Source organism: Streptococcus mitis (assembly GCF_901542415.1).
GTDB classification, from domain to species: Bacteria; Bacillota; Bacilli; order Lactobacillales; family Streptococcaceae; genus Streptococcus; species Streptococcus mitis_BL.
Genome location: NZ_CABEHV010000004.1, coordinates 743273 through 769725 on the forward strand (window position 1 = coordinate 743273; position 26453 = coordinate 769725).

The 26453-nt window shown below is 40.5% G+C and carries 23 protein-coding genes and 2 tRNA genes; 5 read left to right on the forward strand and 20 right to left on the reverse strand.

Going from position 1 to position 26453, the window contains the following annotated elements:
- Nucleotides 1-58: 58 nt before the first annotated feature.
- The 11 genes from rpsA to parE form a co-directional block, all read right to left on the reverse strand.
- Nucleotides 59-1261: a 30S ribosomal protein S1 gene (gene rpsA, locus FQT24_RS03870; RefSeq protein ID WP_143952219.1), complete on the reverse strand. Its 1203-nt coding sequence runs from the start codon at nt 1259-1261 to the stop codon at nt 59-61.
- 161 nt (nt 1262-1422) lie between these two features.
- Nucleotides 1423-1494 (reverse strand) — tRNA-Gln (locus tag FQT24_RS03875).
- Between the two features lie 9 nt (nt 1495-1503).
- Nucleotides 1504-1584: transfer RNA gene (locus FQT24_RS03880), tRNA-Tyr, on the reverse strand.
- A gap of 49 nt (nt 1585-1633) precedes the next feature.
- Entirely contained in the window at nt 1634-1864 is a 231-nt protein-coding gene (locus tag FQT24_RS03885) for a DUF2969 domain-containing protein (protein WP_143952220.1), read from the reverse strand.
- A gap of 97 nt (nt 1865-1961) precedes the next feature.
- Nucleotides 1962-3929 carry a peptide ABC transporter substrate-binding protein gene (locus FQT24_RS03890; protein ID WP_143952221.1) on the reverse strand — a complete coding sequence of 656 codons (1968 nt, stop codon included), beginning with the start codon at nt 3927-3929 and terminating at the stop codon, nt 1962-1964.
- A gap of 22 nt (nt 3930-3951) precedes the next feature.
- Entirely contained in the window at nt 3952-4974 is a 1023-nt protein-coding gene (locus tag FQT24_RS03895; protein WP_143952222.1) for a branched-chain amino acid aminotransferase, read from the reverse strand.
- Between the two features lie 141 nt (nt 4975-5115).
- Entirely contained in the window at nt 5116-7137 is a 2022-nt protein-coding gene (locus FQT24_RS03900; RefSeq protein ID WP_143952223.1) for a thiol-activated cytolysin family protein, read from the reverse strand.
- Nucleotides 7138-7465: 328 nt separating this feature from the next.
- The gene (gene parC, locus FQT24_RS03905; protein ID WP_143952224.1) at nt 7466-9946 is read right to left on the reverse strand and encodes a DNA topoisomerase IV subunit A; all 2481 of its coding nucleotides are present in this window, start codon (nt 9944-9946) and stop codon (nt 7466-7468) included.
- 384 nt (nt 9947-10330) lie between these two features.
- Nucleotides 10331-10891, reverse strand: coding sequence for a nucleotidyltransferase family protein (locus FQT24_RS03910; protein ID WP_143952225.1), 561 nt, complete (start codon nt 10889-10891; stop codon nt 10331-10333).
- Nucleotides 10888-11748 carry an aminoglycoside 6-adenylyltransferase gene (locus FQT24_RS03915; protein WP_143952226.1) on the reverse strand — a complete coding sequence of 287 codons (861 nt, stop codon included), beginning with the start codon at nt 11746-11748 and terminating at the stop codon, nt 10888-10890. The genes FQT24_RS03910 and FQT24_RS03915 overlap by 4 nt, the downstream gene beginning before the upstream one ends.
- 27 nt (nt 11749-11775) lie before the next feature.
- Nucleotides 11776-13719: a DNA topoisomerase IV subunit B gene (parE, locus tag FQT24_RS03920; RefSeq protein WP_143952227.1), complete on the reverse strand. Its 1944-nt coding sequence runs from the start codon at nt 13717-13719 to the stop codon at nt 11776-11778.
- Between the two features lie 135 nt (nt 13720-13854).
- Here parE and plsY point away from each other — a divergent pair, with 135 nt between their 5' ends.
- Nucleotides 13855-14496: a glycerol-3-phosphate 1-O-acyltransferase PlsY gene (gene plsY, locus FQT24_RS03925; RefSeq protein ID WP_143952228.1), complete on the forward strand. Its 642-nt coding sequence runs from the start codon at nt 13855-13857 to the stop codon at nt 14494-14496.
- Nucleotides 14497-14533: 37 nt separating this feature from the next.
- Here plsY and FQT24_RS03930 read toward each other — a convergent pair whose 3' ends face one another.
- The 8 genes from FQT24_RS03930 to FQT24_RS03965 all read right to left on the reverse strand — a co-directional run bounded on the left by FQT24_RS03930 (nt 14534) and on the right by FQT24_RS03965 (nt 22287).
- Nucleotides 14534-15490, reverse strand: a complete 957-nt coding sequence (locus FQT24_RS03930; protein WP_055387421.1) for an ABC transporter permease — start codon at nt 15488-15490, stop codon at nt 14534-14536.
- Between the two features lie 2 nt (nt 15491-15492).
- Nucleotides 15493-16551 carry an ABC transporter permease gene (locus FQT24_RS03935; RefSeq protein WP_023946477.1) on the reverse strand — a complete coding sequence of 353 codons (1059 nt, stop codon included), beginning with the start codon at nt 16549-16551 and terminating at the stop codon, nt 15493-15495.
- On the reverse strand, nt 16544-18079 hold the full coding sequence (locus FQT24_RS03940; protein WP_143952229.1) for an ABC transporter ATP-binding protein: 1536 nt from the start codon (nt 18077-18079) through the stop codon (nt 16544-16546). Before FQT24_RS03940 ends, FQT24_RS03935 begins: the two co-directional genes overlap by 8 nt.
- 143 nt (nt 18080-18222) lie before the next feature.
- On the reverse strand, nt 18223-19275 hold the full coding sequence (locus FQT24_RS03945; RefSeq protein WP_143952230.1) for a BMP family lipoprotein: 1053 nt from the start codon (nt 19273-19275) through the stop codon (nt 18223-18225).
- Between the two features lie 89 nt (nt 19276-19364).
- Complete coding sequence (locus FQT24_RS03950; RefSeq protein WP_143952231.1) at nt 19365-19754, reverse strand: cytidine deaminase; 390 nt, start codon at nt 19752-19754, stop codon at nt 19365-19367.
- Nucleotides 19741-20403 (reverse strand): deoxyribose-phosphate aldolase, encoded by a 663-nt coding sequence (gene deoC / locus FQT24_RS03955; protein WP_143952232.1) that lies wholly within the window; start codon nt 20401-20403, stop codon nt 19741-19743. The genes FQT24_RS03950 and deoC overlap by 14 nt, the downstream gene beginning before the upstream one ends.
- Nucleotides 20404-20422: 19 nt before the next feature.
- Nucleotides 20423-21700, reverse strand: coding sequence for a pyrimidine-nucleoside phosphorylase (locus tag FQT24_RS03960; RefSeq protein WP_143952233.1), 1278 nt, complete (start codon nt 21698-21700; stop codon nt 20423-20425).
- Nucleotides 21697-22287 (reverse strand): class I SAM-dependent methyltransferase, encoded by a 591-nt coding sequence (locus FQT24_RS03965; RefSeq protein ID WP_143952234.1) that lies wholly within the window; start codon nt 22285-22287, stop codon nt 21697-21699. The genes FQT24_RS03960 and FQT24_RS03965 overlap by 4 nt, the downstream gene beginning before the upstream one ends.
- A 183-nt stretch (nt 22288-22470) precedes the next feature.
- On the opposite strand from FQT24_RS03965, the gene FQT24_RS03970 reads away from it, so the two are divergent.
- Nucleotides 22471-23637: an IS30 family transposase gene (locus FQT24_RS03970; protein WP_143951979.1), complete on the forward strand. Its 1167-nt coding sequence runs from the start codon at nt 22471-22473 to the stop codon at nt 23635-23637.
- Between the two features lie 404 nt (nt 23638-24041).
- Here FQT24_RS03970 and FQT24_RS03975 read toward each other — a convergent pair whose 3' ends face one another.
- The gene (locus tag FQT24_RS03975; protein WP_143952235.1) at nt 24042-24446 is read right to left on the reverse strand and encodes a hypothetical protein; all 405 of its coding nucleotides are present in this window, start codon (nt 24444-24446) and stop codon (nt 24042-24044) included.
- Between the two features lie 201 nt (nt 24447-24647).
- Between FQT24_RS03975 and coaA the strand changes: the two genes are divergently transcribed.
- The 3 genes from coaA to FQT24_RS03990 all read left to right on the forward strand — a co-directional run bounded on the left by coaA (nt 24648) and on the right by FQT24_RS03990 (nt 26449).
- Nucleotides 24648-25568: a type I pantothenate kinase gene (gene coaA, locus FQT24_RS03980; RefSeq protein WP_049501762.1), complete on the forward strand. Its 921-nt coding sequence runs from the start codon at nt 24648-24650 to the stop codon at nt 25566-25568.
- 67 nt (nt 25569-25635) lie between these two features.
- Entirely contained in the window at nt 25636-25872 is a 237-nt protein-coding gene (rpsT, locus tag FQT24_RS03985; RefSeq protein ID WP_001274000.1) for a 30S ribosomal protein S20, read from the forward strand.
- Nucleotides 25873-25924: 52 nt separating this feature from the next.
- Nucleotides 25925-26449 carry a DNA topology modulation protein gene (locus FQT24_RS03990; RefSeq protein ID WP_143952236.1) on the forward strand — a complete coding sequence of 175 codons (525 nt, stop codon included), beginning with the start codon at nt 25925-25927 and terminating at the stop codon, nt 26447-26449.
- Nucleotides 26450-26453: the final 4 nt, after the last annotated feature.

Genomic DNA, 26453 nt, shown 5'->3' on the forward strand with positions numbered 1-26453 from the left:
AGACAAAAGAAAAATCCCTTGTTTAGTAAACAAAGGATTTTGTGAATTTTCAATTTGATTAAAGTTCGATATCACCGAACAAGTCAGCCATTGAGAATCCTGTTTGTGTTTCTGGAAGTTCGAAATCACGTTTTTCTTGACGTTTTGGACGACGTGGACGAGCAGCACGTTTTTCTTCTTTTTGTCCTTCTTCTTGAGCTGGACGTTCTTCAAGAGCTTTGATAGAAAGTGATACACGTTCTGCGTCAGCGTTAACATCAAGGACTTTAACAGTAACTTCTTGACCAACAGTAAGAGCTTCTTTTGGATTTTCGATACGTTTGTGTGAAATTTGTGATACGTGAACAAGTCCATCGATACCTGGCAATACCTCAACAAATGCACCGAAGTCAGTCAAACGTTTAACTGTTCCTTCTACTACATCACCTTTAGCCAATTTTTGCTCAACGCCATCCCATGGTCCAGGTGTTGTTGCTTTAAGTGAAAGTGATACGCGTCCTTCTTCTTCGTTAAGATCAAGGATCTTCACTTCGATTTCTTCACCAACAGTTACAACTGATTTAGGTGAAACGTTACGTTCGTGTGACAACTCAGTCAAGTGAACCAATCCGTCAACACCACCAAGGTCGATGAAAGCACCGAAGCTTGTGATACGAGCAACTTTACCAGTTACTACATCACCAACAGCCAATTTACCGAATACTTCAGCACGAGCTGCTGCAGTAGCTGCTTCAACAACTTCACGACGTGAAAGGATGAAGCGGTTCTCTTTAGGATCAACTTCTTTGATTTTGGCATCAAATTCTTGACCTACGAAACGCTCAGTGTTACGTACGAAACGAGTATCCAACATTGAAGCTGGGATAAATCCACGAACACCTTCAAATTCTACTGAAAGTCCACCTTTAACGGCACGAGTTCCTTTAACAGTAACAACTTCTTCTTCGCGTCCTACAAGTTTGTCCCATGCTTTGCGAGCTTCAAGGCGTTTTTTAGATACAAGGTATGTAACTGTATCAGTATCTTTACCAACTACTTGACGAAGTACAAGAACATCCAATACTTCTCCTACTTTAACAAAGTCATTGATATCTGCATCGCGATCGTTTGTCAATTCGCGAAGAGTCAAGACACCTTCAACACCAGTTCCAGAGATTGCAACGTTAGCTTGAGTCGCATCAACTGTCAATACTTCAGCACTAACAACATCACCAGTCTCAACTTGGCTAACGCTATTTAGCAAATCTTCAAATTCGTTCATCTAAAAAATCCTCCAACAATCAAGTTTTTCTTAAACTTGACATACTTATAATTTTTTTCCTAAGCACCCGCAAGGACATGTTCATATCGTTCACGTCTTTCAATTATAAAAATAAAATACCCTAAGATATTTTGCTTTTTATCTTGATTATTACCTAAGAACTGGGGTAGCTGGATTCGAACCAACGCATGAGGGAGTCAAAGTCCCTTGCCTTACCGCTTGGCTATACCCCATTGATGAAATGGAGAGAGAGGGATTCGAACCCCCGAACCCGAAGGAGCGGATTTACAGTCCGCCGCGTTTAGCCTCTTCGCTATCTCTCCTACAATCAACATGGACTATTATATCATGAAAATTTCAAAAAAACAAGACTTATTTTGCTAAATTATAATTTTCAATCAAAATTTCCACAGCTTTTTCCAATTTTTTATAAAAACTATCGACATTCCCATTCTTTATGATGGCAAATTGTCCATCTAATTCGGCAATTTCTCCGATAACTTTTTTACCAATGGTCAAGGTATAGCCTTCAAAACTGTCTTTTCCTACATTAACTTCGGCATCTGCTACTTGAATTTCGATTTTTTTATCTTTCTTACTCATTTCATACCTCTCTTCACTTTTTCTATTTTACAAGAAAATCCTAAAACTAGCAAGAAAAAACTCTATATCAGGCTTGTCTGATATAGAGTTTTATGCTTTATTTAATGTGTTTTTCTAGTTCTTTTTGGTACTTACCGTTTGATTCCAATTTTTCTTTTTGCCATTTTTTCAGTGCTTCTTCATATTCTTTTGTTGTAACAATATCTTTTTGCAATTTCATTCCTTTAAAGATATATGGGTCACCCTTAATACCAACTTGTGAGTATGGTTTTGAGAATGGTACGACATTACTTACAACTGGAGAACCACCAGATGAGGCTGTTGGCATCAATAATGAACTATCTGTCAACCAAGCTTGAGCCTTGGCATATTTTTCATAGCGTTCTTCAAGATTTGTAGTTTCTGAATCTGCATCATCCAATAATTTCTTATATTGGTCCAAACCAAGTTTAGCTACAACATCCTTATCTTTTCCTTTAGTGATACCAAGGTGTTTCATAGCAGAACCTGATTTAGGATCCATGATATTCAAGTAAGAGGCTGGGTCTTGATAACTTGGAGCCCATCCTGTACTGTTCAAATCATAGTCTTTTTGAGAAGGAACACGCGCTTGAGAAGTGATAGTTTCCTTTTCATTATCTGTCATTTGAAGAACATCGATGACAACATTTTCAGCACCAAGAGTTGATTCGATAGACTGTTTGAAAGAGTTGCTTTGTTGAACGGCGATGGTATCTGTTTGTTCAACTGGGACATCCAAGTGAATTGGGAAGTTTACCCCTTTAGATTCCAAGTCTTTCTTAGCTTTTTCAAAGGCTGCTTTAGCCTTGTCAGTGTTGTAGATAGAATCCTTACCATCGACTAGCTCAACACCTTTCCATTGATCACCATAGTTCACCAACTCAGCTTGAGCGATGTGACCAAAGTTCTTACCACCTGCTTGTACAAAGTTATCAGGAACGAGACTGTTACGAATAATCTTATCCGCACCGTCTTCACCATTTAGCTGGGCAGCATAAGAATGGCGGTTGAAGGCAAAGTTGATAGCCTGACGGAAGTCCTTATTCAGCATAGCTTCTTTTGTAGAAGTCTTTTGTTCTTCACTTGTTTTCGCAGTTTTATTGTATGACTGACGATTTACGTTAAAGGTGAAGTAATAGCTACTTGAGTCCTGTGGGCTATAAGTAATTTTATCTCCGTATTGTTCCAAAGTTGAAGCAAAGTTTGAGCTACTTGGGAAGAGACGGGCTGTCGTATAAGCACCTGAAGAGAAACTACGAATCAACGATTCCTGATCAGAACCATCGTAGTAGGTCAATTTAATCTTCTCGATTTTTACCTTTTCTTTATCCCAGTAGTTTGGATTTTTCTCGTATTCGATCAACGATTTAGAAGTCAAGGTCTTCAAGATATAAGGACCATTGTAAAGAATCCCTGCTGGAGTAACTGCTCCATAATCTTTACCTGACGCCTTCAAAAACTCTTCATTTACAGGCAACATCGTTGCTGTTGTGACTTTAGAGTTCCAGAAGCTTTCAGGTTTGTTTAGGGTATATTCAACTGTGTAATCGTCCAAAGCTTTGACACCAACTGTAGAGAAATCATTCGTCTCACCAGTCATGTAGGCATCCAATCCCTTGATTGAATTTTGGATGAGAGAGACACCGTCTGACTTGCCGTCAGCTACGTGTTTTAGTCCTGTTACAAAGTCATGGGCTGTTACTTCTGCGTATTCTTCACCTTCTGAAGTGTACCATTTAACTCCTTTACGAAGTTTATAGGTATAAGTCAAACCATCTTTAGACACAGACCAATCTTCAGCCAAGGAAGGGATAACATTTCCGTATTGGTCGTTTTCCATCAAGCCATCAACCACGTTCCCGATGACATCTGTTGTAGATGTACGAGTCGCTATACTATAATCCAAAGATGCTGGATCTACTGCATAGACATATGAAAATGTTGTCGGTGCATCTGCTTCTTTATCAGCTTTTCCACAAGCCACTAAAAGAGCTGTTGTGCTCAGGACCACTCCTGCTGTTAAGAGCCACTTTTTCGATTTCATAAAAAATCTCCTTTAGTTAATTTTAATCTACTTTTACAATCCAACCTTCTGGCGCTTCAATATCACCAAACTGAATTCCTGTCAATTCATCATATAATTTACGAGTCACAGGACCTACTTCTGTTTCACTATAGAATACATGGAAATCATCACCATGTTGAATACCACCAATTGGGGAAATCACTGCTGCTGTACCACAGGCACCTGCCTCTACAAAACGGTCAAGCTTATCAATTGGGACATCACCCTCAATAGGAGTTAAGCCCAAGCGATGTTCTGCCAAATAAAGCAAGGAATACTTGGTAATAGATGGCAAGATAGATGGACTCAATGGTGTTACAAACTCATTGTCAGCTGTAATTCCAAAGAAGTTAGCTGATCCGACTTCTTCAATCTTTGTATGAGTTGATGGGTCTAGATAGATAACATCTGAAAAATGACGTGACTTGGCCAATTTTCCTGGCAAGAGACTGGCAGCATAGTTCCCACCAACCTTAGCCGCACCTGTACCATTTGGAGCCGCACGGTCGTATTCATCCTGAATCAAGAAGTTGGTTGGAACCAAACCACCCTTAAAGTAATTTCCAACTGGCATAGCAAAGATGGTGAAAATATATTCCTCTGCTGGTTTAACCCCGATAATATCTCCAACACCAATCAAAAGTGGACGAAGATAAAGGGTTCCACCTGTTCCATATGGTGGTACGTATTCTTCATTCGCGCGGACAACTGCCTTACAAGCTTCTACAAACATGTCTGTCGGAACTTGTGGCATCAAGAGACGATCACAAGTACGTTGCAGACGTTTGGCATTTTCATCAGGACGGAACAGTTGAATACTGCCATCCTTAGTACGATAAGCTTTCAAACCTTCAAATGCTTGTTGTCCATAGTGGAGACTTGGAGAAGACTCTGAAATATGCAAGGTTGCATCTTCTGTCAACTCTCCTTGATTCCATTGTCCATTTTTAAAATGGGCAATATAGCGATAAGGTAATTTCATATAGGAGAAACCAAGGTTCTCCCAATCAATCGTTACTGTCATATTCCACTCCTTATTCTAAAAACCTATTTCTTATATTCTACACTTTTTTTCTAAAATAGCAAGTATATTTTGTAATTTTCAGAAAATTTCTTCAATAAAAAGAACCAGCTCTTAGAACTGATTCCTTTTACAAGTGAAAAATTAGTTATTTTCAACTTTTTCATCGTATTTTGGTCTTAGTGTTGTACCTGAGTTAACAATGGTACGTTTTTGAACAAGAGGAAGGTCTGTGCGATTATAAACTGTACGCCACGGTTCCCAAACAAGACCTGTTTTTTCTTGAATCTTCACGCGTATGTTACGTACATTTCCTTTAAATTGAAGTTCAGTTTGGAAGCCAGCTGTTCTGTTTTTACCATTATCTTCCCATTGACGTGAGCGAATGCTTTCAATTCCATCCTTATCATAAGTTACTTCATCCCAGTAAACATAGTAACGAGCGATATAAGCTCCCTTATGCTGTAAATTGAGATAACCATTTTTGTATGAAGTCACTTTAGTTTCAATGTAGTCTGTATTACTTTGAATTGTAGCTACTTGATTATCTTTCAAGAATGCAGTCTTATAAGAAATTGGAACAGCAGGGTTTTGTGTACTGAAAGTAGCTCCTTCTTGAATCAATTTCTTCAAATCTTCTACTGTACCTGTCACAACACGTGCAGCGCCATCAGCATTTCCACCTACGATTGAAACTGTTACAGTTGTATTCTTCAAGACACGTGCCCACTCAGATTCTGGTTTAATAGGCACTCCTTTGATAACAGCATTGATCGCTGCTTTCAACTCTGTACTCTTGCTTGTTGTTTCAAATTTGACATACATTTGACGTCCGTATGAAACGCTTGACACGTATACAGGAGGTGTTTTGTCATCAATTCCACGTGCTTTCAATTGATCAACCGTTACTCCTGGGGCAAATACATCTGATGGATTTTTTGGAGCATCAAAGTTAGCAGTATAGTAAATTTGTTTAAAATCAACAACTTCAACTTGTTTTTCACCCTTGTTTACAGCTTCAAAGTCAATTTTCAAATTAACACCGACTTTTTCAAAATCACTTCCGAATTTTGCTTTCAATTGATTCATGCTGTAAGCAGAAGTTGATTCGTACTGCATACGTGCTGGAGCAGGATTTTTCGCAGCATATTTTTCATGCCAAAGATTTAACAAGGTATTCACACCTTCCTGCATACCACTTACAGTTGGATTAGCATCTACATAGCTATCTCCGCCTACCATTCCTGGTAAATCAACACTAATTCTACCTTTGCTACGATCTAAACTAATTTGTTGTGGTTTATTTTCTAGGAGGTCTTGATTTGCTTTAAACAAAGCACCTAGGAAGATATCTCCGTTACCATTAATGGCAACATCTGCAGAGCCATTAGAAAGGTTTTTCTTCACTTTTTCTACAACCACAAATTCATTTCCTTGTTGTTTTGTGCTTGTATTAGTGTAATTTTCTAATGCTTCGCCTTTTCTAGTTAAAATATTTAGTTTATCGTAATTTAAACCAAATAAATAGTTATTTAGTTCTGCAGTAAAGTCTGTTTTTGCTTTGCTTTCTGTTTTAACTTGGTTTTCTGTTACAGCACGATATACTTCAACTTCTGCCAAACTAAGAGGAGTTTTAGATTTATTTAATTCAATTTTTACATATCGTGCATTAACTCCTGAGAATTGAACATCAATTGTTGGTTGATTGTTTAAGCTATCGACATGTTGACGAGTTACTTCCTTACCATCTTTATCTAACAAAATAACATCAAAATTAGATAAACGATTTGCTACATCCCCATCTCCACGATTGTAAATACGAACAGTTCCCACACCTTCTTCTTTTGCTAGATCAACTTTCCACCAAGAATGATCTTGAAAATCTGTATGAGTAACTGAACGATTGTTCCAGGCATTATCACGATTACCGTCAACTGCTCTAGAAGCCTCCCCTTCATAAGCAGTCGAACTCTGACTTGCAGACTTATGAGCAGCAATATTTTCACCAGCAACTGCAGCAACGCTTGGTTCTGTTGCTTTTACTACATTTGTTTGAAATACAAGGCCAGAACCTAGCAAAAATGTTGCAATGGCAACACCACATACTCCAACGCTACGTTTACGAATAGAAAAACGAAATCCTTTATCTTGTTTGTTTTGAGACATACAAAACTCCTATATATTTGAACGAATTATTTCTCGAACGCGCTTTCTTGAAACAATAAGAGTATAACATAAAAATATTATATATGCAATCGTTTTCCTAAAAAATTATTATTTTTTATTAGCTAAACTTGTATAGATATCACTATATTAACAACTTCATATTTAAATACTCAAGCGGTCTATACCACTAAAAACAAGAAAACGAGCAGGCTCAAGTCCCTATCAGTTGGGCAGTAGCACTGTTCGTTTTTGTATATATAATCAAATTTAACGCTTAAAATATATAGTTTGATAATTTTCTCAATGAAAAGCTTTTCATTGTTGTTTATCATTTCTTAGATTCAAATTCTGTATAAGCTTCCTGAAGATAAGCATCAAAAACTTCTTCATCTGAAATTGTGTCAGAGATGAAGCTGCCGTTGCTTGTGCGTTCTGACAGGTTCAAGTCTTGCAATCGACTTTCGTAGATTGTTCCTTTGTTGGATTGAACAAGCAGAGTTTGGTCGTTCTCTTCCACTTCTGTACTGAAGAGGTCACCAACGAAGCCTTGTTCTGCAACCGCTCCTGCCAAGAAGACACGATGCGGTTTGTTTTTTAACTCACGCAAGACTTGTAAGCCACGTTTGGCACGACTTGTTGCCGGAATTTCGTCAATAGAAACACGTTTCAAACTTCCACGTTGGGTCAAGAGGTAGAAGGATGAGGTGTTACAGATAAAGGCGGATTGGAGAACATCATCTGCTTTCAGGTTCATAGCTTTGACACCTGCAGCCTTAGCACCGACAACTGGTACCTCTTCGATATTGAAACGAAGGGCATAACCATTTTGGCTAATCAAGAGAACATCATCCAGTTTAATCGGAGCCACTGCTACAATCTGGTCTGTCTCGTCTTTGAGCTTAGCATACTTTACAGACTTAGATTTATAGGTCCGCCATGGAGAGAATTCTTTGCGTTCTACACGCTTGATTTGACCGAAACGAGTCGCCGCAAAGTAGGTTGTCGCATCATCAAACTGATCCACTACTTCCACATAAAGGATTTCTTCGTTCGTTTCAAAGTTTGTAATGGTTTGGCTCAGATGTTCCCCGATATCCTTCCAACGAATGTCTGCCAATTCATGAATTGGTCGATAAATGACATTTCCAAGCGTCGTGAACATCAAAAGATGCTGGGTTGTCTTGGCAGATTGAACAAAAATCAAACGGTCGTCATCACGTTTGCCAATTTCTTCCAGCGTTGAAGCGGCAAAGGAACGTGGGCTGGTACGCTTGATGTAACCTGCCTTGGTCACACTGACGTAGGTATCTTCCTCGGCAATCAGACTAGCTGTATCAATTTCGATTACTTTCGCAGTGTCTTCTAAGCTACTCAAACGTGGAGTCGCAAATTTCTTCTTGACCTCACGAAGCTCTTTCTTCATGAGATTGTACATGGTCCGCTCATCACCGATAATAGCCGCAAGCATGGCAATCTTTTCACGAAGTTCTGCTTCTTCTTCCTGCAAGACAACCACATCGGTATTGGTCAAACGGTACAGTTGCAAGGTAACGATGGCCTCAGCCTGTTCTTCCGTAAAATCATAGCTAATCTTGAGATTTTCCTTGGCGTCCGCCTTATTCTCAGAAGCACGGATAAGCGCAATGACTTCGTCCAAAATCGAAATCACTCGAATCAAACCTTCGACAATATGGAGACGTTTCTCAGCCTTTTCCTTGTCAAAGCGTGAACGCGCCAAAATCACTTCGCGACGGTGGGCGATGTAGCTAGACAAGATTGGAACGATCCCAACCTGACGAGGAGTGAAATTGTCAATCGCCACCATGTTAAAGTTGTAGTTGATTTGCAGGTCCGTGTATTTGAAAAGATAGTTGAGAACCAGCTCCGTATTAGCGTCTTTTTTGAGCTCAATAGCGATTCGAAGACCGTCACGGTCAGACTCATCGCGAACCTCAGCAATACCAGCCACCTTGTTATTGACACGAACATCATCGATTTTCTTGACTAGATTGGCCTTGTTGATTTCATAAGGAATCTCAGTGATAACAATTTGTTCCTTACCACCTTTTAGCTTTTCAATCTCAGTCTTGGAACGAACAACTACGCGCCCCTTACCAGTTTCGTAAGCCTTCTTGATTTCATCACGACCCTGAATGATTCCTCCAGTCGGAAAATCTGGTCCCGGCAAGAATTCCATGAGTTTATCAACCTTTGCAGTTGGGTGGTCAATCATGTAAACCGCCGCATCAATGACCTCAGCCAAATTATGAGGTGGAATATCTGTGGCATAACCAGCCGAAATACCAGTAGAACCATTAACCAATAGATTCGGAAAGGCTGCTGGTAAGACAGTTGGCTCTTTCTCCGTGTCGTCAAAGTTCCAAGCAAAAGGAACGGTCTTTTTCTCGATATCCTGAAGGAGATAACCAGCAATCTCTGACAAACGTGCCTCGGTATAACGCATAGCCGCAGGCGGATCTCCGTCCATAGAACCGTTATTACCGTGCATTTCAACTAGAATCTCACGATTTTTCCAGTCCTGTGACATACGAACCATGGCATCATAGATAGAACTGTCACCGTGTGGGTGAAAATTCCCCATGATATTACCGACAGACTTGGCCGACTTGCGGTAGCTCTTGTCAAAGGTATTGCCATCCTTATTCATAGAATAAAGAATGCGACGCTGAACCGGCTTCAATCCATCACGAATATCTGGCAAAGCCCGGTCTTGAATAATGTATTTGGAATAGCGACCAAAGCGCTCTCCCATGATATCCTCTAGGGACATATTTTGAATGTTACTCATATAGGATACAGAGCCCGTAAAATACCAAGTGAAAATAGAAAATTCTTGAAGTAAGAAAGCTCAGCAGAGAATTTATCTTTTTCACGCATCATTTAGGGCGTGTTCAACTCCTTTCAAAGAATGTAGAGTAGATTTTTATGCAGTAAAAGATATTTTACGGGAATTAGTCCCATGTTCAGTTACCTTAAGGAACCAAACAATCCTTTCTGTAGTTTAAAGTGTTTAAAATTTATTGATTAGATTAGTATTAAGGAATTTCACACAGCATTTAGGGCGTGTTCAACTCCTTTCGAAGAATGGAGAGTAAATATTATGGAATAAGAAAAAAATATAGAGTAAGTGAGTTTCACCCAATTCCTGTATCGTCATTTCCACTTGAAATGTCTACTTCACAAATCCTCGTTTATACTTGATATGGCTGGCGATATTGCTATCTACATCTTTCCTATCCCAAAGTTGGAGTTCCCATGGGTAGTAAAAATTACTTTTATTTTTAAAATAGATATGAATACCTACATAGCCATCTTTATCACGTAAATACCAATTTTTTAGTCCGTAATTCTCTTGCCAATAATCTAATTTCTCCATGACTTGCGCTATTTCTTTGGAACTTAAAATCATACGAGCACCAAAAATATCATTAAGAATAGAATTCACAGGATAGCCCTCTTGACGCTCTGAAAAACGTGTAATTTTATCTAAAATAGACTCAGAAGTTTTGACACGATAAACATAGGCAATATCTTGAACATCTGCTTTCATCAGATAGTCATTAATTGACTCATGTAAGTTCAGACGGTAGGCCAGAATCGCTTTCGTCGGAACTTTTGAAAAGGTATGCTTGAGATTGATTTTTTCTACCTTACCCGTTTCAAAATAATCTTTAGAATATTCTAGATGAATACGATTAATCTCTGTAATGAGGCGTTCCACTTTTTCAATCATGAGTCTTCTCCTCTCGCTTTTTCATTTTTCCAGTTATTCCCAAACTTCTTCACTCTTTCCTCAGCATACTCAATCATCTTCTCAGCCACTTCCTTATCGTAGTCAAAGCCCATTTTTTGAGCAAGGGAGTGAGCTTCTTGGTGGAAAAGTTGCATCGTAGCAAACAAAGACTGAATGATTTTATCTAAACTTGCGAAATCAAGTAGACTTGAGAATTCCTTCTCTTTCTCAGTAGGTAAATAATTAAAGAGATACTTGCAATTTTTACCGATGTCAACCGCTCCCCTATCACTTGCGACCTGCCAAGCCAAGACCTTCAAGAGTTCTTGTTGGCAAATCCCGTAGAGATGGTCTATCGCGTAGATGACTTGCTTGCGACAAATCCCTTTAACCACGTAAGATGATACCCACCAAAATTCATTGTAGGAATTTTTAAAATCTGTCTCATTAGCTGGATGTATCCAGAAACGCTCTAGATTTGGAGAATAGGGTTCAAATAAATGTTCTGAATCTTCTAAAACAGTGAATCCTGCCTCACTATCCACCCACTCTTGAATTTGTTGTTTTGGACAGAGGGTTAGATCAATTCGATTTCCATCTTCAAAGAGCATGAGATAAAGACGACGGTGACCAAGGGTGACTTCTTGCTCAATAATGCGTTTGCCAAACCGGTCCAACCAAGATAAATCTGTAATCAGCTCGTCCAGATTCTCTACAACATAGACTACATCATAATCTTGAAACTCGTCTTTTGAAGTCTTTTGGTTTGTCCGTGAACCAGACATGGCCACAGCTTCTACTTGTAAGGTTTCGGCAGTCTTTAAAATTACATCAAGCATTTCTGCTTCAGTTCTCATGTTGATACCCATTCATTAAAAAGTGACTTAAAACACTGTCGCTTCTTCCAGCGTAAACTTGACATTATCTTCAATCCATTTACGGCGTGGTTCGACCTTATCTCCCATGAGAACATTGACACGACGTTCGGCGCGAGCTAGATCTTCAATAGTAACACGTATGAGAGTACGCGTTTCTGGGTTCATAGTTGTTTCCCAGAGTTGATCCGCATTCATCTCACCAAGACCTTTATAACGTTGGAGTGTAGCACCTTTACCGAACTGTTTGCGGAGTTCTTCTAGTTCACCGTCCGTCCAAGCATAAGCCACTTCTTCTTTCTTGCCTTTACCTTTTGACATCTTGTAAAGAGGAGGGAGAGCGATATAAACGTGTCCTGCCTCAACTAGCGGACGCATGTAACGATAGAAAAATGTCAAAAGCAAGGTCTGGATATGGGCACCATCGGTATCCGCATCGGTCATGATAATGATCTTATCATAGTTGGCATCTTCAAGGGAGAAGTCTGCTCCGACACCTGCACCGATGGTATAAATCATGGTGTTGATTTCCTCATTTTTGAGGATATCCGCCATCTTGGCCTTGGCTGTATTGATAACCTTACCACGAAGAGGTAGGATAGCCTGAAATTTACGGTCACGACCTTGTTTGGCAGAGCCACCGGCAGAGTCGCCCTCGACGAGATAGAGTTCATTCTTAGCAGGATTCTTAGACTGGGCTGGGGTTAATTTACCAGACAGCAAGCCCTTTTCTTTTTTATTTTTCTTACCATTGCGGCTTTCATCACGTGCTTTACGCGCCGCTTCGCGTGCATCACGGGCCTTGATAGCCTTGCGGATAAGGTTAGAAGCCAGTTCGCCATTTTCCATAAGGAAGAAGGTCAACTTATCCGCCACAATTCCATCCACAACTGGGCGAGCTAGTGGACTTCCTAGTTTGTCCTTGGTCTGACCCTCAAACTGCAAATGTTCTTCAGGGACTAGAATAGAGAGGACAGCCGCTAGCCCCTCACGATAGTCTGACCCTTCAAGGTTTTTATCTTTTTCCTTGAGAAGACCTGTCTTACGCGCGTAGTCGTTCATAACCTTGGTAATGGCAGACTTAAGTCCAGTCTCATGCGTTCCACCATCCTTGGTACGAACGTTATTGACAAAGGACAAAATATTATCTGAAAAACCATCATTGTACTGGAGAGCTACTTCCACTTGGAAACCATTGTCTTCACCTTCAAAGTAAAGAACTGGCGTTAAGGTCTCCTTGTCTTCGTTCAGATAAGAAACAAAGTCCTGCACCCCATTTTCATAGTGAAACTCGATCGCTTCATCTGTTCGCTCGTCCGTCAAAGACAAGGTCACATTTTTCAAGAGAAAGGCTGATTCATTAAGACGCTCTGAGATGGTATTGTACTTGAAATCTGTCGTAGAGAAGATCGTCGCATCAGGCATAAAAGTAACCTTGGTACCTGTTTTAGACTTGGGTGCTGTACCGATTTTCTTCAGAGTCGTGACAGGTTTTCCACCATTTTCAAAACGTTGCTTGTAGATTGCACCATCACGAGTGATTTCAACTTCTAGCCAGCTAGAAAGGGCATTAACAACGGAAGACCCCACCCCGTGAAGTCCACCTGATGTCTTGTAGCCTCCTTGACCGAATTTCCCTCCTGCATGAAGAATGGTAAAGATAACCTCAACAGTTGGAATTCCCATCGCGTGCATACCAGTTGGCATTCCACGTCCGTGGTCTTGAACCGTTAAACTTCCATCTTTATTAATGGTCACATCAATACGATCGCCAAACCCAGACAGGGCTTCATCGACCGCATTATCGACGATTTCCCAGACTAGGTGGTGGAGACCAGCACCATCGGTCGATCCGATATACATTCCTGGACGTTTACGGACCGCATCCAACCCTTCTAGCACCTGAATGGCATCATCATTATAATTGTTAATATTGATTTCCTTTTTTGACACAAGGAACCTCCTATTCGTTCATCTTTACTATTCTACAAGTTTTCCAAGGATTTTGCAAAATTTTTCTTTCTCCGCTGTGACAATTTCAGAAGAGATTCTCTGCCTTTCTTCTCCATTTCATGATATAATAGGAGTATGATTACAATAGTTTTATTAATCCTAGCCTATCTGCTTGGTTCGATTCCGTCTGGTCTCTGGATTGGACAAGTTTTCTTTCAAATCAATCTGCGAGAGCATGGTTCTGGTAACACTGGAACGACCAATACCTTCCGCATTTTAGGTAAGAAAGCTGGTATGGCAACCTTTGTCATTGACTTTTTCAAAGGAACCCTAGCAACGCTTCTTCCGATTATGTTTCATCTACAAGGCTTTTCGCCTCTCATCTTTGGACTTTTGGCTGTTATTGGCCATACCTTCCCTATCTTTGCAGGATTTAAGGGTGGTAAGGCTGTCGCAACCAGTGCTGGAGTGGTTTTCGGATTTGCGCCTGTCTTCTGCCTCTACCTTGCGGTTGTTTTCTTTGGAACCCTCTATCTTGGTAGTATGATTTCGCTATCTAGTGTCACAGCATCTATCGCGGCTGTCATCGGAGTTCTACTCTTTCCACTTTTTGGTTTTATCCTGAGCAACTATGACCCTCTATTCATCGCTATTATCCTAGCTCTTGCTAGTTTGATTATCATTCGTCATAAGGACAATATCGCTCGTATCAAAAATAAAACTGAAAATCTTGTCCCTTGGGGATTGAACCTAACCCACCAACATCCTAAAAAATAAAACGCCAGTTCATTCTGAACTGACGTTTTTTGTATGCTTATTTTGATTTGATATAGTTGATACCATCTGCTTTTGGTGCAACTGCTTTTCCAAAGAAGGCTGCCAAGACAAGAATTGTCAAAACATAAGGTGCGATTTGAAGATAAACCGCAGGCACTCCTTGTAGGAATGGCAATTGAGATCCGATAACAGCCAAACTTTGTGAAAGTCCAAAGAAGAGACTAGATAGCATGGCTCCGATTGGATTCCATTTCCCAAAAATCATCGCAGCAAGGGCGATAAATCCAGGTCCAACAATAGTTGTCACTGAGAAGTTAACTGAGATGGATTGAGCATAAATCGCTCCGCCAATTCCACCTAGGAAACCTGAAATAATGACTCCAAAATATCTCATCTTGTAGACATTGATTCCCAAGGTATCAGCTGCTTGAGGATGTTCACCGACAGAGCGGAGACGAAGACCAAATCGAGTCTTGAAGAGGATAAACCAAGCAAGGAAAGAGAAGGCAATCGCCAAGTAACCAAGAAGACTAGTTGACTTGAAGAAGATATCACCAATCACTGGGATATTTGCCAAGACTGGGAAGTCAAAGCGTCCAAAAGTTTGACTTAAGTTGTCGGTTTGTCCTTTGTTATAAAGAACTTTCACCAAGAAAACAGCCAAGGCTGGCGCCATCAAGTTCAATACCGTACCGCTGACAACATGGTCTGCACGGAAATGAACCGTCGCTGCTGCGTGGATGATAGAGAAGAGGCCTCCAACCAATCCTGCTACAAGCAAGGATAGCCATGGAGTTGCTGCTCCAAATTGTTCTGCAAATTCAAGGTTAAAGACAACTCCAGAAAAGGCACCCATAACCATAATTCCTTCAAGACCGACGTTTACCACACCACCACGTTCAGAGAAAACACCACCGATACTTGTAAAGATGAGGGGCGCTGAGTAAATCAGCATAGAAGACACCAAGAGGGTGAGCAAGGTTGTAATAGACATCTTTACTTACCTCCTTTAACTTGTTTTTTCGGTTTGACAAAGCGTTCAATAAGGTAATGAACACTGACAAAGAAGATAATAGACGCTGTTACAATGCTGACAAGCTCAGACGGTACCTGCGCCGCATTCATACCAGGAGCTCCAACTTGGAGAACACCAAATAAGAAGGCTGCAAATAGAATACCAATTGGTGAGTTGGCCGCAAGTAGACTAACTGCCATCCCGTTAAACCCGACAGCTAATGATGCCCCTTGAACATAGACGTTCTGGAAGGTTCCAAGTCCTTCAACAGCTCCACCAAGACCTGCCAAGGCACCTGAAATAATCATTGAGAGGATAATCGTTCTTTTTGCAGAAATACCAGCATATTCTGAAGCATGTGAATTAAGACCAACCGCACGGATTTCAAAACCAAGGGTTGTTTTCTTGAGCATGAACCAAATAACTGCAACGGCAATGATGGCAAAGAAAATACCAATATTCATCCGTGAGTTACCAGTCAACTCAGCCAACCAAGGTGTCTGATAGGTTGCATTAGCCCCAACACGAATGGTCGAATCTGTACTTTGCATGAAGTCTTTAGGGAAAGCATGGATAAAGGCATTCCCTACATACAAGACAATGTAGTTCATCATAATGGTTACGATAACCTCTGACGTCCCTAGATAGGCTCTAAGAATACCTGGAATCGCTCCGACAATCCCACCAGCAATCAAGGCAATCACGATGGTTGCTAGAATCATCAAGGGACGTGGCATATCTGGATGCGACAAGGCAAACCAACCACTGAGAATCCAACCAGCCAAGGCCTGACCAGGAAGCCCGACGTTAAAGAAACCTGCACGACTAGCAACGGCAAAACCAAGACCAATCAAGACCAAAGGTCCCATAGCACGGAAGATTTCTCCAATTCCACGCAGACTGCCAAAGGCTGTATAGAACAATTCTTCGTAGCCCCAAATAGCATCATAGCCGAAGATCCACATGACAATGGCTCCAAGTAAAATTCCAAGGAAGACAGAAATCAAGGGAACCGAAATTTGTTGTAATTTTTTAGACATCACTCTTCTCCTTTCCCAAGTTTCCACCAGCCATCAAGACACCAAGTTCTTGTTTATTGGTTGTTTCTGGTGATACAATACCTTGAATCTTACCATCGTGGATAACGGCAATACGGTCTGAGACGTTTAAAATCTCATCTAATTCAAAGCTGACAACAAGGACAGCCTTCCCATTATCACGCTCTTCAATCAAGCGTTTGTGGATATATTCAATGGCACCGACATCCAAACCACGAGTTGGCTGGCTGACGATAAGGAGATCAGGATCTCGATCAATTTCACGAGCAATAATTGCTTTTTGTTGATTTCCTCCTGAAAGAGCCGCTGCTGGAACAAACTCACTAGCAGCACGAACATCAAATTCTTCCATTAGCTTTTTAGCATAAGAAGTAATATTTGAATAGTTCAAAATTCCATTTTTACTATGTGGTTCTTTGTAGTAGGTTTGAAGGGCAATATTTTCAGAGATCATCATTTCCAAAATCAAACCATCACGGTGACGGTCTTCTGGAACGTGCCCAACACTCAACTCTGTAATCTGACGTGGGTGCAAACCTACAATTGAATCTCCTTTTAGCTCAATGCTACCAGATTCAACCTTGCGAAGGCCTGTGATTGCTTGAATCAGTTCAGACTGACCATTTCCATCAATCCCCGCAATACCAACAATCTCTCCCGCACGAACATCCAAGGACAGATTTTTCACAGCTGGGACACCGCGGTTTTCATTGACCACCAAATCTTTAATAGCTAAGACAACTTCTTTTGGTTGGGAGACTTGCTTCTCTGTTTTAAAGGAAACAGAACGTCCTACCATCATTTCTGCTAAATCAGCATTGGTAGCTCCTGCAATTTCGACGGTTTCAATTGATTTCCCACGACGGATAACTGTAACACGATCAGAAACTGCGCGAATCTCGTCCAACTTATGGGTGATCAAGATAATTGATTTCCCTTCTTTGACAAGATTTTTCATAATAGCCATCAACTCATCAATTTCTGATGGAGTCAAAACAGCCGTTGGTTCGTCAAAGATAAGGATATCAGCCCCTCGATAAAGGGTTTTTAAAATTTCTACACGTTGTTGGGCTCCAACTGAGATATCTGCCACCTTGGCAGAAGGATCAACAGCTAAGCCATAACGTTCAGAAAGAGCCTTGATTTCTTTGCTAGCTCCAGCGATATCTAATACACCATTTTTAGTTAATTCACTACCTAAAATAATGTTTTCAGCAACTGTGAAGGCTTCTACCAACATAAAGTGCTGGTGAACCATTCCGATTCCCAAGCTAGCTGCTTTAGATGGTGAATCGAGGTTGACAACTTGACCGTTGACCACAATTTCACCACTGGTTGGTTCAAGAAGCCCTGCTAACATGTTCATGAGCGTGGACTTTCCAGCCCCATTTTCTCCTAAAAGTGCATGAATTTCACCTTTTCGTAGGTGCAAGTTGATTTTGTCGTTGGCAACAAATTCACCAAACACCTTGGTAATATCACGCATCTCAATGACATTTTCGTGTGCCATATGCTCTTCCTTTCAGAGTCTTATTTTATTTCAATAAAACTTGCTAGTTTGTCTAGTAGCAAGCTTTACTGAGACAAAATGACTTTGTCTCAACTCTTAAAAAAGCGGCCGAGGGCCGCTTCCTAAGAAATGACTTCCATCCATTATTTTTCAGGAACTTTTACGCTTCCATCAAGGATTTTAGCTTTTGCAGCTTCGACAGCTTTTTTACCTTCTTCTGAAAGGTTTGTTACTGCCAAGTCAACCCCTTTATCTTTCAATGAGTAAACGATCACTTGACCGCCAGGGAATTCACCTTTTTCTGCCTTGTTAGCAATATCTTTTACAGTTGTACCAACTTGTTTCAAAGTAGATACAAGAACAAAGTTTGATTCTTTACCATCTTTAGAAGTGTATTTACCTTCTGCCTCTTGGTCACGGTCAACACCGATAACCCAAACTTTTTCACTTTCAGGACGGCTCTCGTTGAGTGATTTTGCTTCTGCAAAGACACCAGCACCTGTTCCACCTGCTGCCTGGTAAACAACGTCTGCACCAGCTGCGTATTGTGCTGCTGCAATTGTTTTACCTTTAGCAGCATCACCAAATGAACCAGCGTAGTCAACTTGAACTTTGATAGATGGGTCTACTGACTCAACACCAGCTTTAAATCCAGCTGCAAAACGTGAGATAACTTCAGACTCAATACCACCTACAAAACCAACTTGTTTTGTTTTAGTTGTTTTAGCCGCTGCAACACCTGCAAGGTAAGCAGCTTCGTTATCAGCAAATGTTACGCTAGCAACATTCTTTTGATCTTTAATCACATCATCAATCAAGACATAGTTCAAGTCAGAGTGGTCTTTTGCTGCTTCTTCAACCGCATTGTGAAGGGCAAAACCAACACCGAAGATTAGGTTGTAACTTCCAGCCGCTTGTTGCAAGTTGTTAGCATAGTCAGCTTCACTTGTTGATTGGAAGTAAGTGAAACCTTTATCTTTTGAAAGATTGTGTTCTTTACCCCAGTCTTGCAAACCTTCCCAAGCTGATTGGTTGAATGATTTATCATCAACACCACCAGTATCAGTGACGATAGCTGCTTTTGTCTTCACATCAGAAGATGAAGCTGCCTTACGAGAAGAGCGGTTACCACATGCAGCAAGTCCAACTGCTGCCACTGCAACTAGACCAAGGCCTAGCCATTGTTTCTTGTTCATTACTGAACCTCCTAAATAAGATGTGCAACGATGTTGCAAGTATGGATTGGTTGGCCACAAGGACCGTGCCACTCAGAGAGCGACTCAGACTAGTTTAAGTCTGTAAAAGAATATGGAAGTAATTCCCCGACCGTCATCTCGACCGTCGATTTATCTTTTGCGACTAAGGTCACTTTTAGATCTTGTTCAAAAAATTCAGCCATCACTTGGCGACAAGCACCACATGGTGAGATTGGTTTTTCAGTCTGTCCATAGACAATCAATTCTGAAAACTCTCTTTTGCCTTCGGAAACTGCTTTAAAAATTGCTGTACGTTCTCCACAGTTGGTCAAAGAATAACTAGCATTCTCGATATTGACACCTGTATAAATACTACCATCTTTTGCCACTAGAACAGCACTGACTGGAAAGTGAGAATAGGGTACATAGGCTTTCTTGCTGGTTTCAATTGCTAGTTCAATCAACTCAGTAGTTGCCATCTGCCAATTCTCCTTTTAGAATTGCTACCCCAGCTGACGTTCCAATACGGGTCGCACCTGCTTCCACAAAGGCAAGAGCATCTGCATAAGAACGAGCGCCACCAGCAGCCTTGACTCCCATATCAGGTCCAACTGTTTCACGCATTAATCTAACATCTGCTATCGTAGCGCCACCAGTTGAAAAGCCAGTAGATGTTTTAACAAAATCAGCTCCCGCTTTTTGGGCTAATTGACAAGCCAAAATTTTTTCTTGGTCTGTCAATAAGCAAGCTTCAATGATGACTTTAACCAACTTATCACCACTTGCTTCTACAACTGCTCGAATATCAGACTCAACCAAATCAAGATTACCTGATTTGAGGGCACCGACATTGATCACCATATCAATCTCATCTGCACCATGTTGGATAGCTTCTTTTGTTTCAAATGCTTTCACGGCTGAAGTTGTTGCTCCTAAGGGGAAACCTACTACTGTACAGACCTTGACATCTGTGTCTTCAAGCCCTTTTTTAGCATGTTCAACCCAGGTCGGATTAACGCAAACACTGGCAAAATCATACTCTCTAGCTTCAGACAACAAACAATCAATTTGATTTTCTGTCGCATCTTGTTTCAAAAGTGTATGATCGATATATTTATTTAATTTCATATTCGGATTCTCCTGCAGTTTATGAGATTATTTCTATAATTTCTCGTAAACTTTGCACGCTATCATTTATTTTAACATATTTTTGAAAATCTGTAACTAGCTGAGGAGAAATTTTTCCATTTGTGTATACTTTTGCAACAATTTCTCCCTTTTGAACGGAATCTCCAACTTTCTTTTCAAAAACAATTCCTGTTTCATAGTCTAAGGCATCAGACTTGACTGCACGGCCTGCACCCAGTCTCATGGCATAAAGCCCAAATTCCATTGCTGGGAGAGCTGAGATAATACCCGTTTCCTGGGCAGGGATTTCCACCACATGATCCACAGTGACAGGACGGTAGAGGTCTTCCAAGTCACCTCCTTGGGCTTGGACCATTTCCTCAAACTTAGCCAGTGCCTTACCATTTTCAAGATGTTGGCGAACTTCTTCAACTGTTTTATTTACATTTGCCAAGCCAAGCATAATTTGAGCCAATTCACAGATGAAGTGGGTAATATCCTGACGGCCTTGATTTTGTAAAATCTCCAGTGCTTCAAGGATCTCCAGACGATTTCCAATAGCACGCCCTAAAGGCTGGCTCATATCCGTAATGACTGCTACCGTTTTTCTACCAACTGCCTTACCAAGTTCCACCATGGTTTGAGCCAATTCTCGCGCCTCATCAACTGTCTTCATGAAGGCACCCTCACCGACAGTCACGTCTAGCAAAATAGCATCAGCCCCTGCCGCAATTTTCTTGCTCATCACCGAACTCGCAATCAAAGGAATCGTGTCAACAGTTGCGGTCACATCACGAAGGGCATAGAGAAGCTTATCCGCTTTGACCAGCTGGTCTGATTGCCCAATGACAGATACACCAATATCCTGAACTTGATGAATGAAATCCTCTTGACTACGTTCTACTTGATAGCCCTTGATTGATTCTAATTTATCAATCGTTCCACCCGTATGGCCGAGACCACGACCACTCATTTTCGCGACTGGAACTCCAAAACTCGCTACTAAAGGAGCTAAAATCAAGGTCACCTTGTCACCAACACCACCCGTAGAATGCTTGTCAACCTTAACCCCATCAATAGCTGATAAATCAAACTCTTGCCCTGTCTGAACCATTTTCATGGTCAAATCAGATATTTCTCGAGTCGTCATTCCTTTGAAATAAACAGCCATAGCAAAGGCAGACATCTGATAATCAGGGACAGTTCCTGACACATAGCCTTCAACTAGCCATTCAATTTCACTCGAAGTCAGTTCTTGACCATCTCGTTTTTTTTGGATTAAATCAACTGCTCTCATTCTTTCACACTTCTAAGGATATAATATCCCTTATCTTTTTTGACGATTTCACAATTGCCAAACACTTCCTCCATCTTTGACTTGGCGCTTGGAGCCCCTTGTTTTTTCTGGATAACGATTGTTAAATCTCCACCAGTTTCCAAGAAATCTTTACTTTTCTCAATGATTTCATGAACCACTTGCTTGCCCGCACGGATAGGAGGATTTGAAATGACATGGTCAAATGTGCCTTCAACTTGTTCATAGATGTTGGACTGGAAAATCGTCGCTTCTACTTTATTTCGTTCAGCATTTTGTCGCGCCAAATCCAAGGCACGATTATTGATATCGACCATGGTCGCCTGAACTCCAAAAGCCTTAGCCAAGGACAAGCCCAAAGGCCCATAACCACAGCCTACATCAAGGACAGTCTCGCCTTGGTTGACCTCTAGACACTTGAGCAAAAGTTGACTGCCAAAGTCAACCATTTTCTTGCTAAAAACCCCCGCATCCGTCAAAAAGGTCATTTTTTGTCCCAACAAGTCCACTCTCAACTCATGAATGTCGTGAGCAGCGTCAGGATTTTCTGCATAATACATTTTACTCATGAAACTATTTTACCATAATTTGCCTTAAATTGTAAATCGTTTACAAATTGATCATAAAACGAAAAAGACTGGCTAATTTCTCAAAGTAACTTCCACTTGCCCAACCAAAGTGGAAATTAGTCTAAAACGGATTTTTATGGTGGAATTAAGTGTGAGACGTTTGAGTTAGAAATGAGGTCTACTATGACAAAACATAAACACCTTACCCTTTCAGACCGTAATGATATCCAATTAGGCTTAGAGCGCGGTGAAACCTTCAAAGCTATCGGACAATCCATTCTAAAAGACCCAACTACTGTTTCCAAAGAAGTCAAACGAAACAGACAAGTCCGAGAGTCTACATGCGATAACCTTCCTTGCCCTTTACTCGATAAGGCTCCCTTTGTCTGTAATGGATGCCCTAAAAGAAGACAAAATTGTGGATTTAAAAAAATCTTCTACCTTGCTAAACAAGCTCAAAAACAGTACGAACAAACTCTTGTCGAAGCTCGTGAAGGAACTCCCCTTAATTCCAAGGCCTTCTGGGACATGGACAAAGTCATTTCTGATGGTGTTAAAAAGGGACAACACATCTATCATATCCTCAAAACTCATAACCTTGATGTCAGTTCCTCAACCGTCTATCGACACATCCGAAAAGGATACCTATCTATCGCTCATATTGACCTAGCCAGAGCCGTTAAATTCAAAGAAAGACGGAAAAGGAAACTACCTTCCATCCCTAAAGAAGCTAAAAAAGGCCGTTCCTATGAGGATTTCCAAAACTATTTAGTCCTTAATCAACTAGACTCTTGGCTGGAAATGGACACAGTTCTGGGGAGGATGGGAGGTAAAGTCCTACTTACCTTCAACCTGTCTTTCTGTAACTTTATCTTCGCTAGGCTTCTGGATAATAAAACTGCCCTTGAGGTTACCAAACACCTCTATACCATCAAGAACACTCTTCATGAAGCTGATAAAGATTTCTTCCAACTCTTTCCTGTCATTCTTACCGATAATGGTGGAGAGTTTGCCAGGGTTGATGATATCGAAATGGATGTGCGAGGAGAGAGTAAACTCTTCTTTTGTGACCCTAATCGCTCTGACCAGAAAGGGAGAATTGAGAAAAACCACACACTGATTCGAGACATTCTACCTAAGGGAACTGCTTTTGACAACTTAACTCAAGAGGACATCAATCTCGTCTGCTCTCATGTCAACAGTGTCAAACGTGCTGCTTTGAATGGAAAGTCAGCCTATGAGCTCTTTGCCTTTACCTATGGAGAAGAGATTCCTAAGCTTCTAGGTATTTCTAAAATACCTGCAGAAGACGTCTGTCAGTCTTCGAAATTACTCCAACATAAGTTCTAAAAACTAACCTTTAACCGCATTCAAACGTCTCACACTAACTTCCACCATAGCGGAACTTAATCTGAAACGCTTTCAGATGAGGGGATTTTGTGCGCTCTTTTTTTCGATTCCTTTTGGTTACAAAAGCGATGAAATCAAGCATTAGTAAAACCAGTGGAACTTACCCTGACACGGATTTCCACTGGTTTTTAGGATTTTTATCAGACTAACTTCCACTTCTACTAGCGGTGGAACTTAGTTTGCGAATTTACCACGAAAAAGACTGAAGAAAGCTAGTAAGTAAAATCTTTTCTTCAATCTCTTTCAACACTTATAGGTGAATGATAAGCCATTTAGAACTAGAAATATCATAATCAGGATATCACAAAAAGTTTATCATCTATAATCGGGTGTATTTATTATTACTATTTCTTAACCTTCAGATACTTAATTATCAACAGAATTCCCAACAAGATGTTTAGATAAAAGCCTAACTGATAAGTTTGTGTCAGAATTTCCAAACTTGTCCAAAGCCGTACCAAATCTTCTAGCGACATGCGGAAGAAATAACCCTCTGTAGCAATCCATAAAATCAAAAATAGATAACTTCCAGCAACTAGCCATTTCGTCCACCGTTTTTTTAGGAAGAAAGCAAGAAAGAGCGAACAGATAAAGATAGCTGTTACAATAGCATGTTCCATCAAAAAAGTAAGACCGTAATAGATTTCCACAAAGCGTCTACCATTATCCGCATTCGCCCCTTTTATAAAAGGTAGTGCAAAACTTAAAATAAAGCAGAGTTCCAATATGTAATGTTTTAAGATTTTCATAGTACACCTCCTATATGTTGTGAACTAAAAATCCTCCTTTTATTAGCTCATAAATCAGTAGAATCTATCTCCTACTTCATCATTAAATTGTTCAGTCTCTATCTATCTCTATTATACGATATTTGATTACTATCATCAAGAAACCGCTTTATTTTTTTAGCTTTTTATGGTATGATAGACAAAATATCTAGGGGAAAACACATGACCAACGAATTTTTACATTTTGAAAAAATCAGTCGCCAGACTTGGCAATCTTTACATCGAAAGACGACACCTCCTTTGACAGAAGAGGAATTAGAATCCATCAAAAGTTTTAATGACCAGATTAGCCTGCAGGATGTAACCGATGTCTATCTTCCCCTAGCCCATCTCATCCAGATTTACAAGCGTACCAAGGATGATTTGGCCTTTTCAAAAGGGATTTTCCTTCAACGTGAAAGTAAATCCCAGCCTTTTATCATTGGGGTTTCTGGGAGTGTTGCCGTTGGAAAATCAACAACTAGTCGCCTACTTCAAATCCTACTATCCCGTACCCTTACAGATGCTACGGTTGAGTTGGTAACAACTGATGGCTTTCTCTATCCCAACCAGACCTTGATTGAGCAAGGGATTCTAAATCGTAAGGGATTTCCTGAAAGCTATGATATGGAAGCTCTTCTCAACTTCTTGGACCGCATCAAAAATGGACAAGATGTAGATATTCCTGTCTATTCTCATGAAGTCTACGACATCGTACCTGAGGAAAAGCAAAGCGTCAAAGCTGCTGATTTTGTCATTGTTGAGGGAATAAATGTCTTTCAAAATCCACAAAACGAGCGTCTCTACATTACTGACTTCTTTGACTTTTCAATCTATGTTGATGCTGCAGTGGATGATATCGAGAGTTGGTATCTGGACCGTTTCTTGAAAATGCTGAGCCTAGCCCAAAACGACCCTGATAGCTACTATTATCGTTTTACTCAAATGCCGATTGGGGAAGTGGAATCCTTTGCCCATCAGGTCTGGACCAGTATCAATCTCACAAATCTACAAAATTATATTGAACCAACTAGAAATCGTGCGGAAGTGATTCTTCATAAAACAAAGAACCATGAAATCGATGAAATTTACTTAAAAAAATAATTTTCCCTTGTCAAAACGTAAGTTTTCAGATATAATGGTATAGTTAGTAAATATGGAGGTAAGAACATTGGCAAACATTAAATCAGCTATCAAACGCGCTGAATTGAACGTTAAACAAAACGAAAAGAACTCAGCTCAAAAATCAGCTATGCGTACTGCTATCAAAGCTTTCGAAGCAAACCCATCTGAAGAACTTTTCCGTGCTGCTAGCTCAGCTATCGATAAAGCAGAAACTAAAGGTTTGATTCACAAAAACAAAGCAAGCCGCGACAAAGCTCGTCTTTCAGCTAAACTTGCTAAATAAGAAACAGTCCATAGAGGCTGTTTTTTTGTCTCCAAATTGGAAAAGGTAGAAAATGAAAATCGCAATTATCGGATATTCTGGTGCTGGTAAGTCAACTCTGGCAACAACGTTATCTCACTGCTACTCCATCCCAAAACTTCACATGGATACACTCCAATTTCAACCCGGTTGGCAAGACAGTGACCGTGACTGGATGTTGGATGAGATGAAAAACTTTCTCACCAAGCATGAAGCCTGGGTCATCGATGGTAATTATTCTTGGTGTTTCTATGAGGAAAGAATGCAGGAAGCTGACCAAATCATCTTTCTCAATTTTTCCCCATTGACCTGTCTCTGTCGAGCCTTTAAACGTTACCTCACATACCGAGGCAAGGTCAGAGAAAGTATGGCAGCTGGTTGTCAAGAACAGTTTAATTGGGAGTTTATTCGATGGATTCTTTGGGACGGACGGAGCAAATCCGCCAAGGAACGCTACAAGTGGGTTCAAGAAACCTATCCAGATAAAGTTGTCATCCTCAGATCACAAAAGGAGATAGACCAATTTCTGGATAAGAAAAGGAAGTCCTCCAATTCATAAAGAA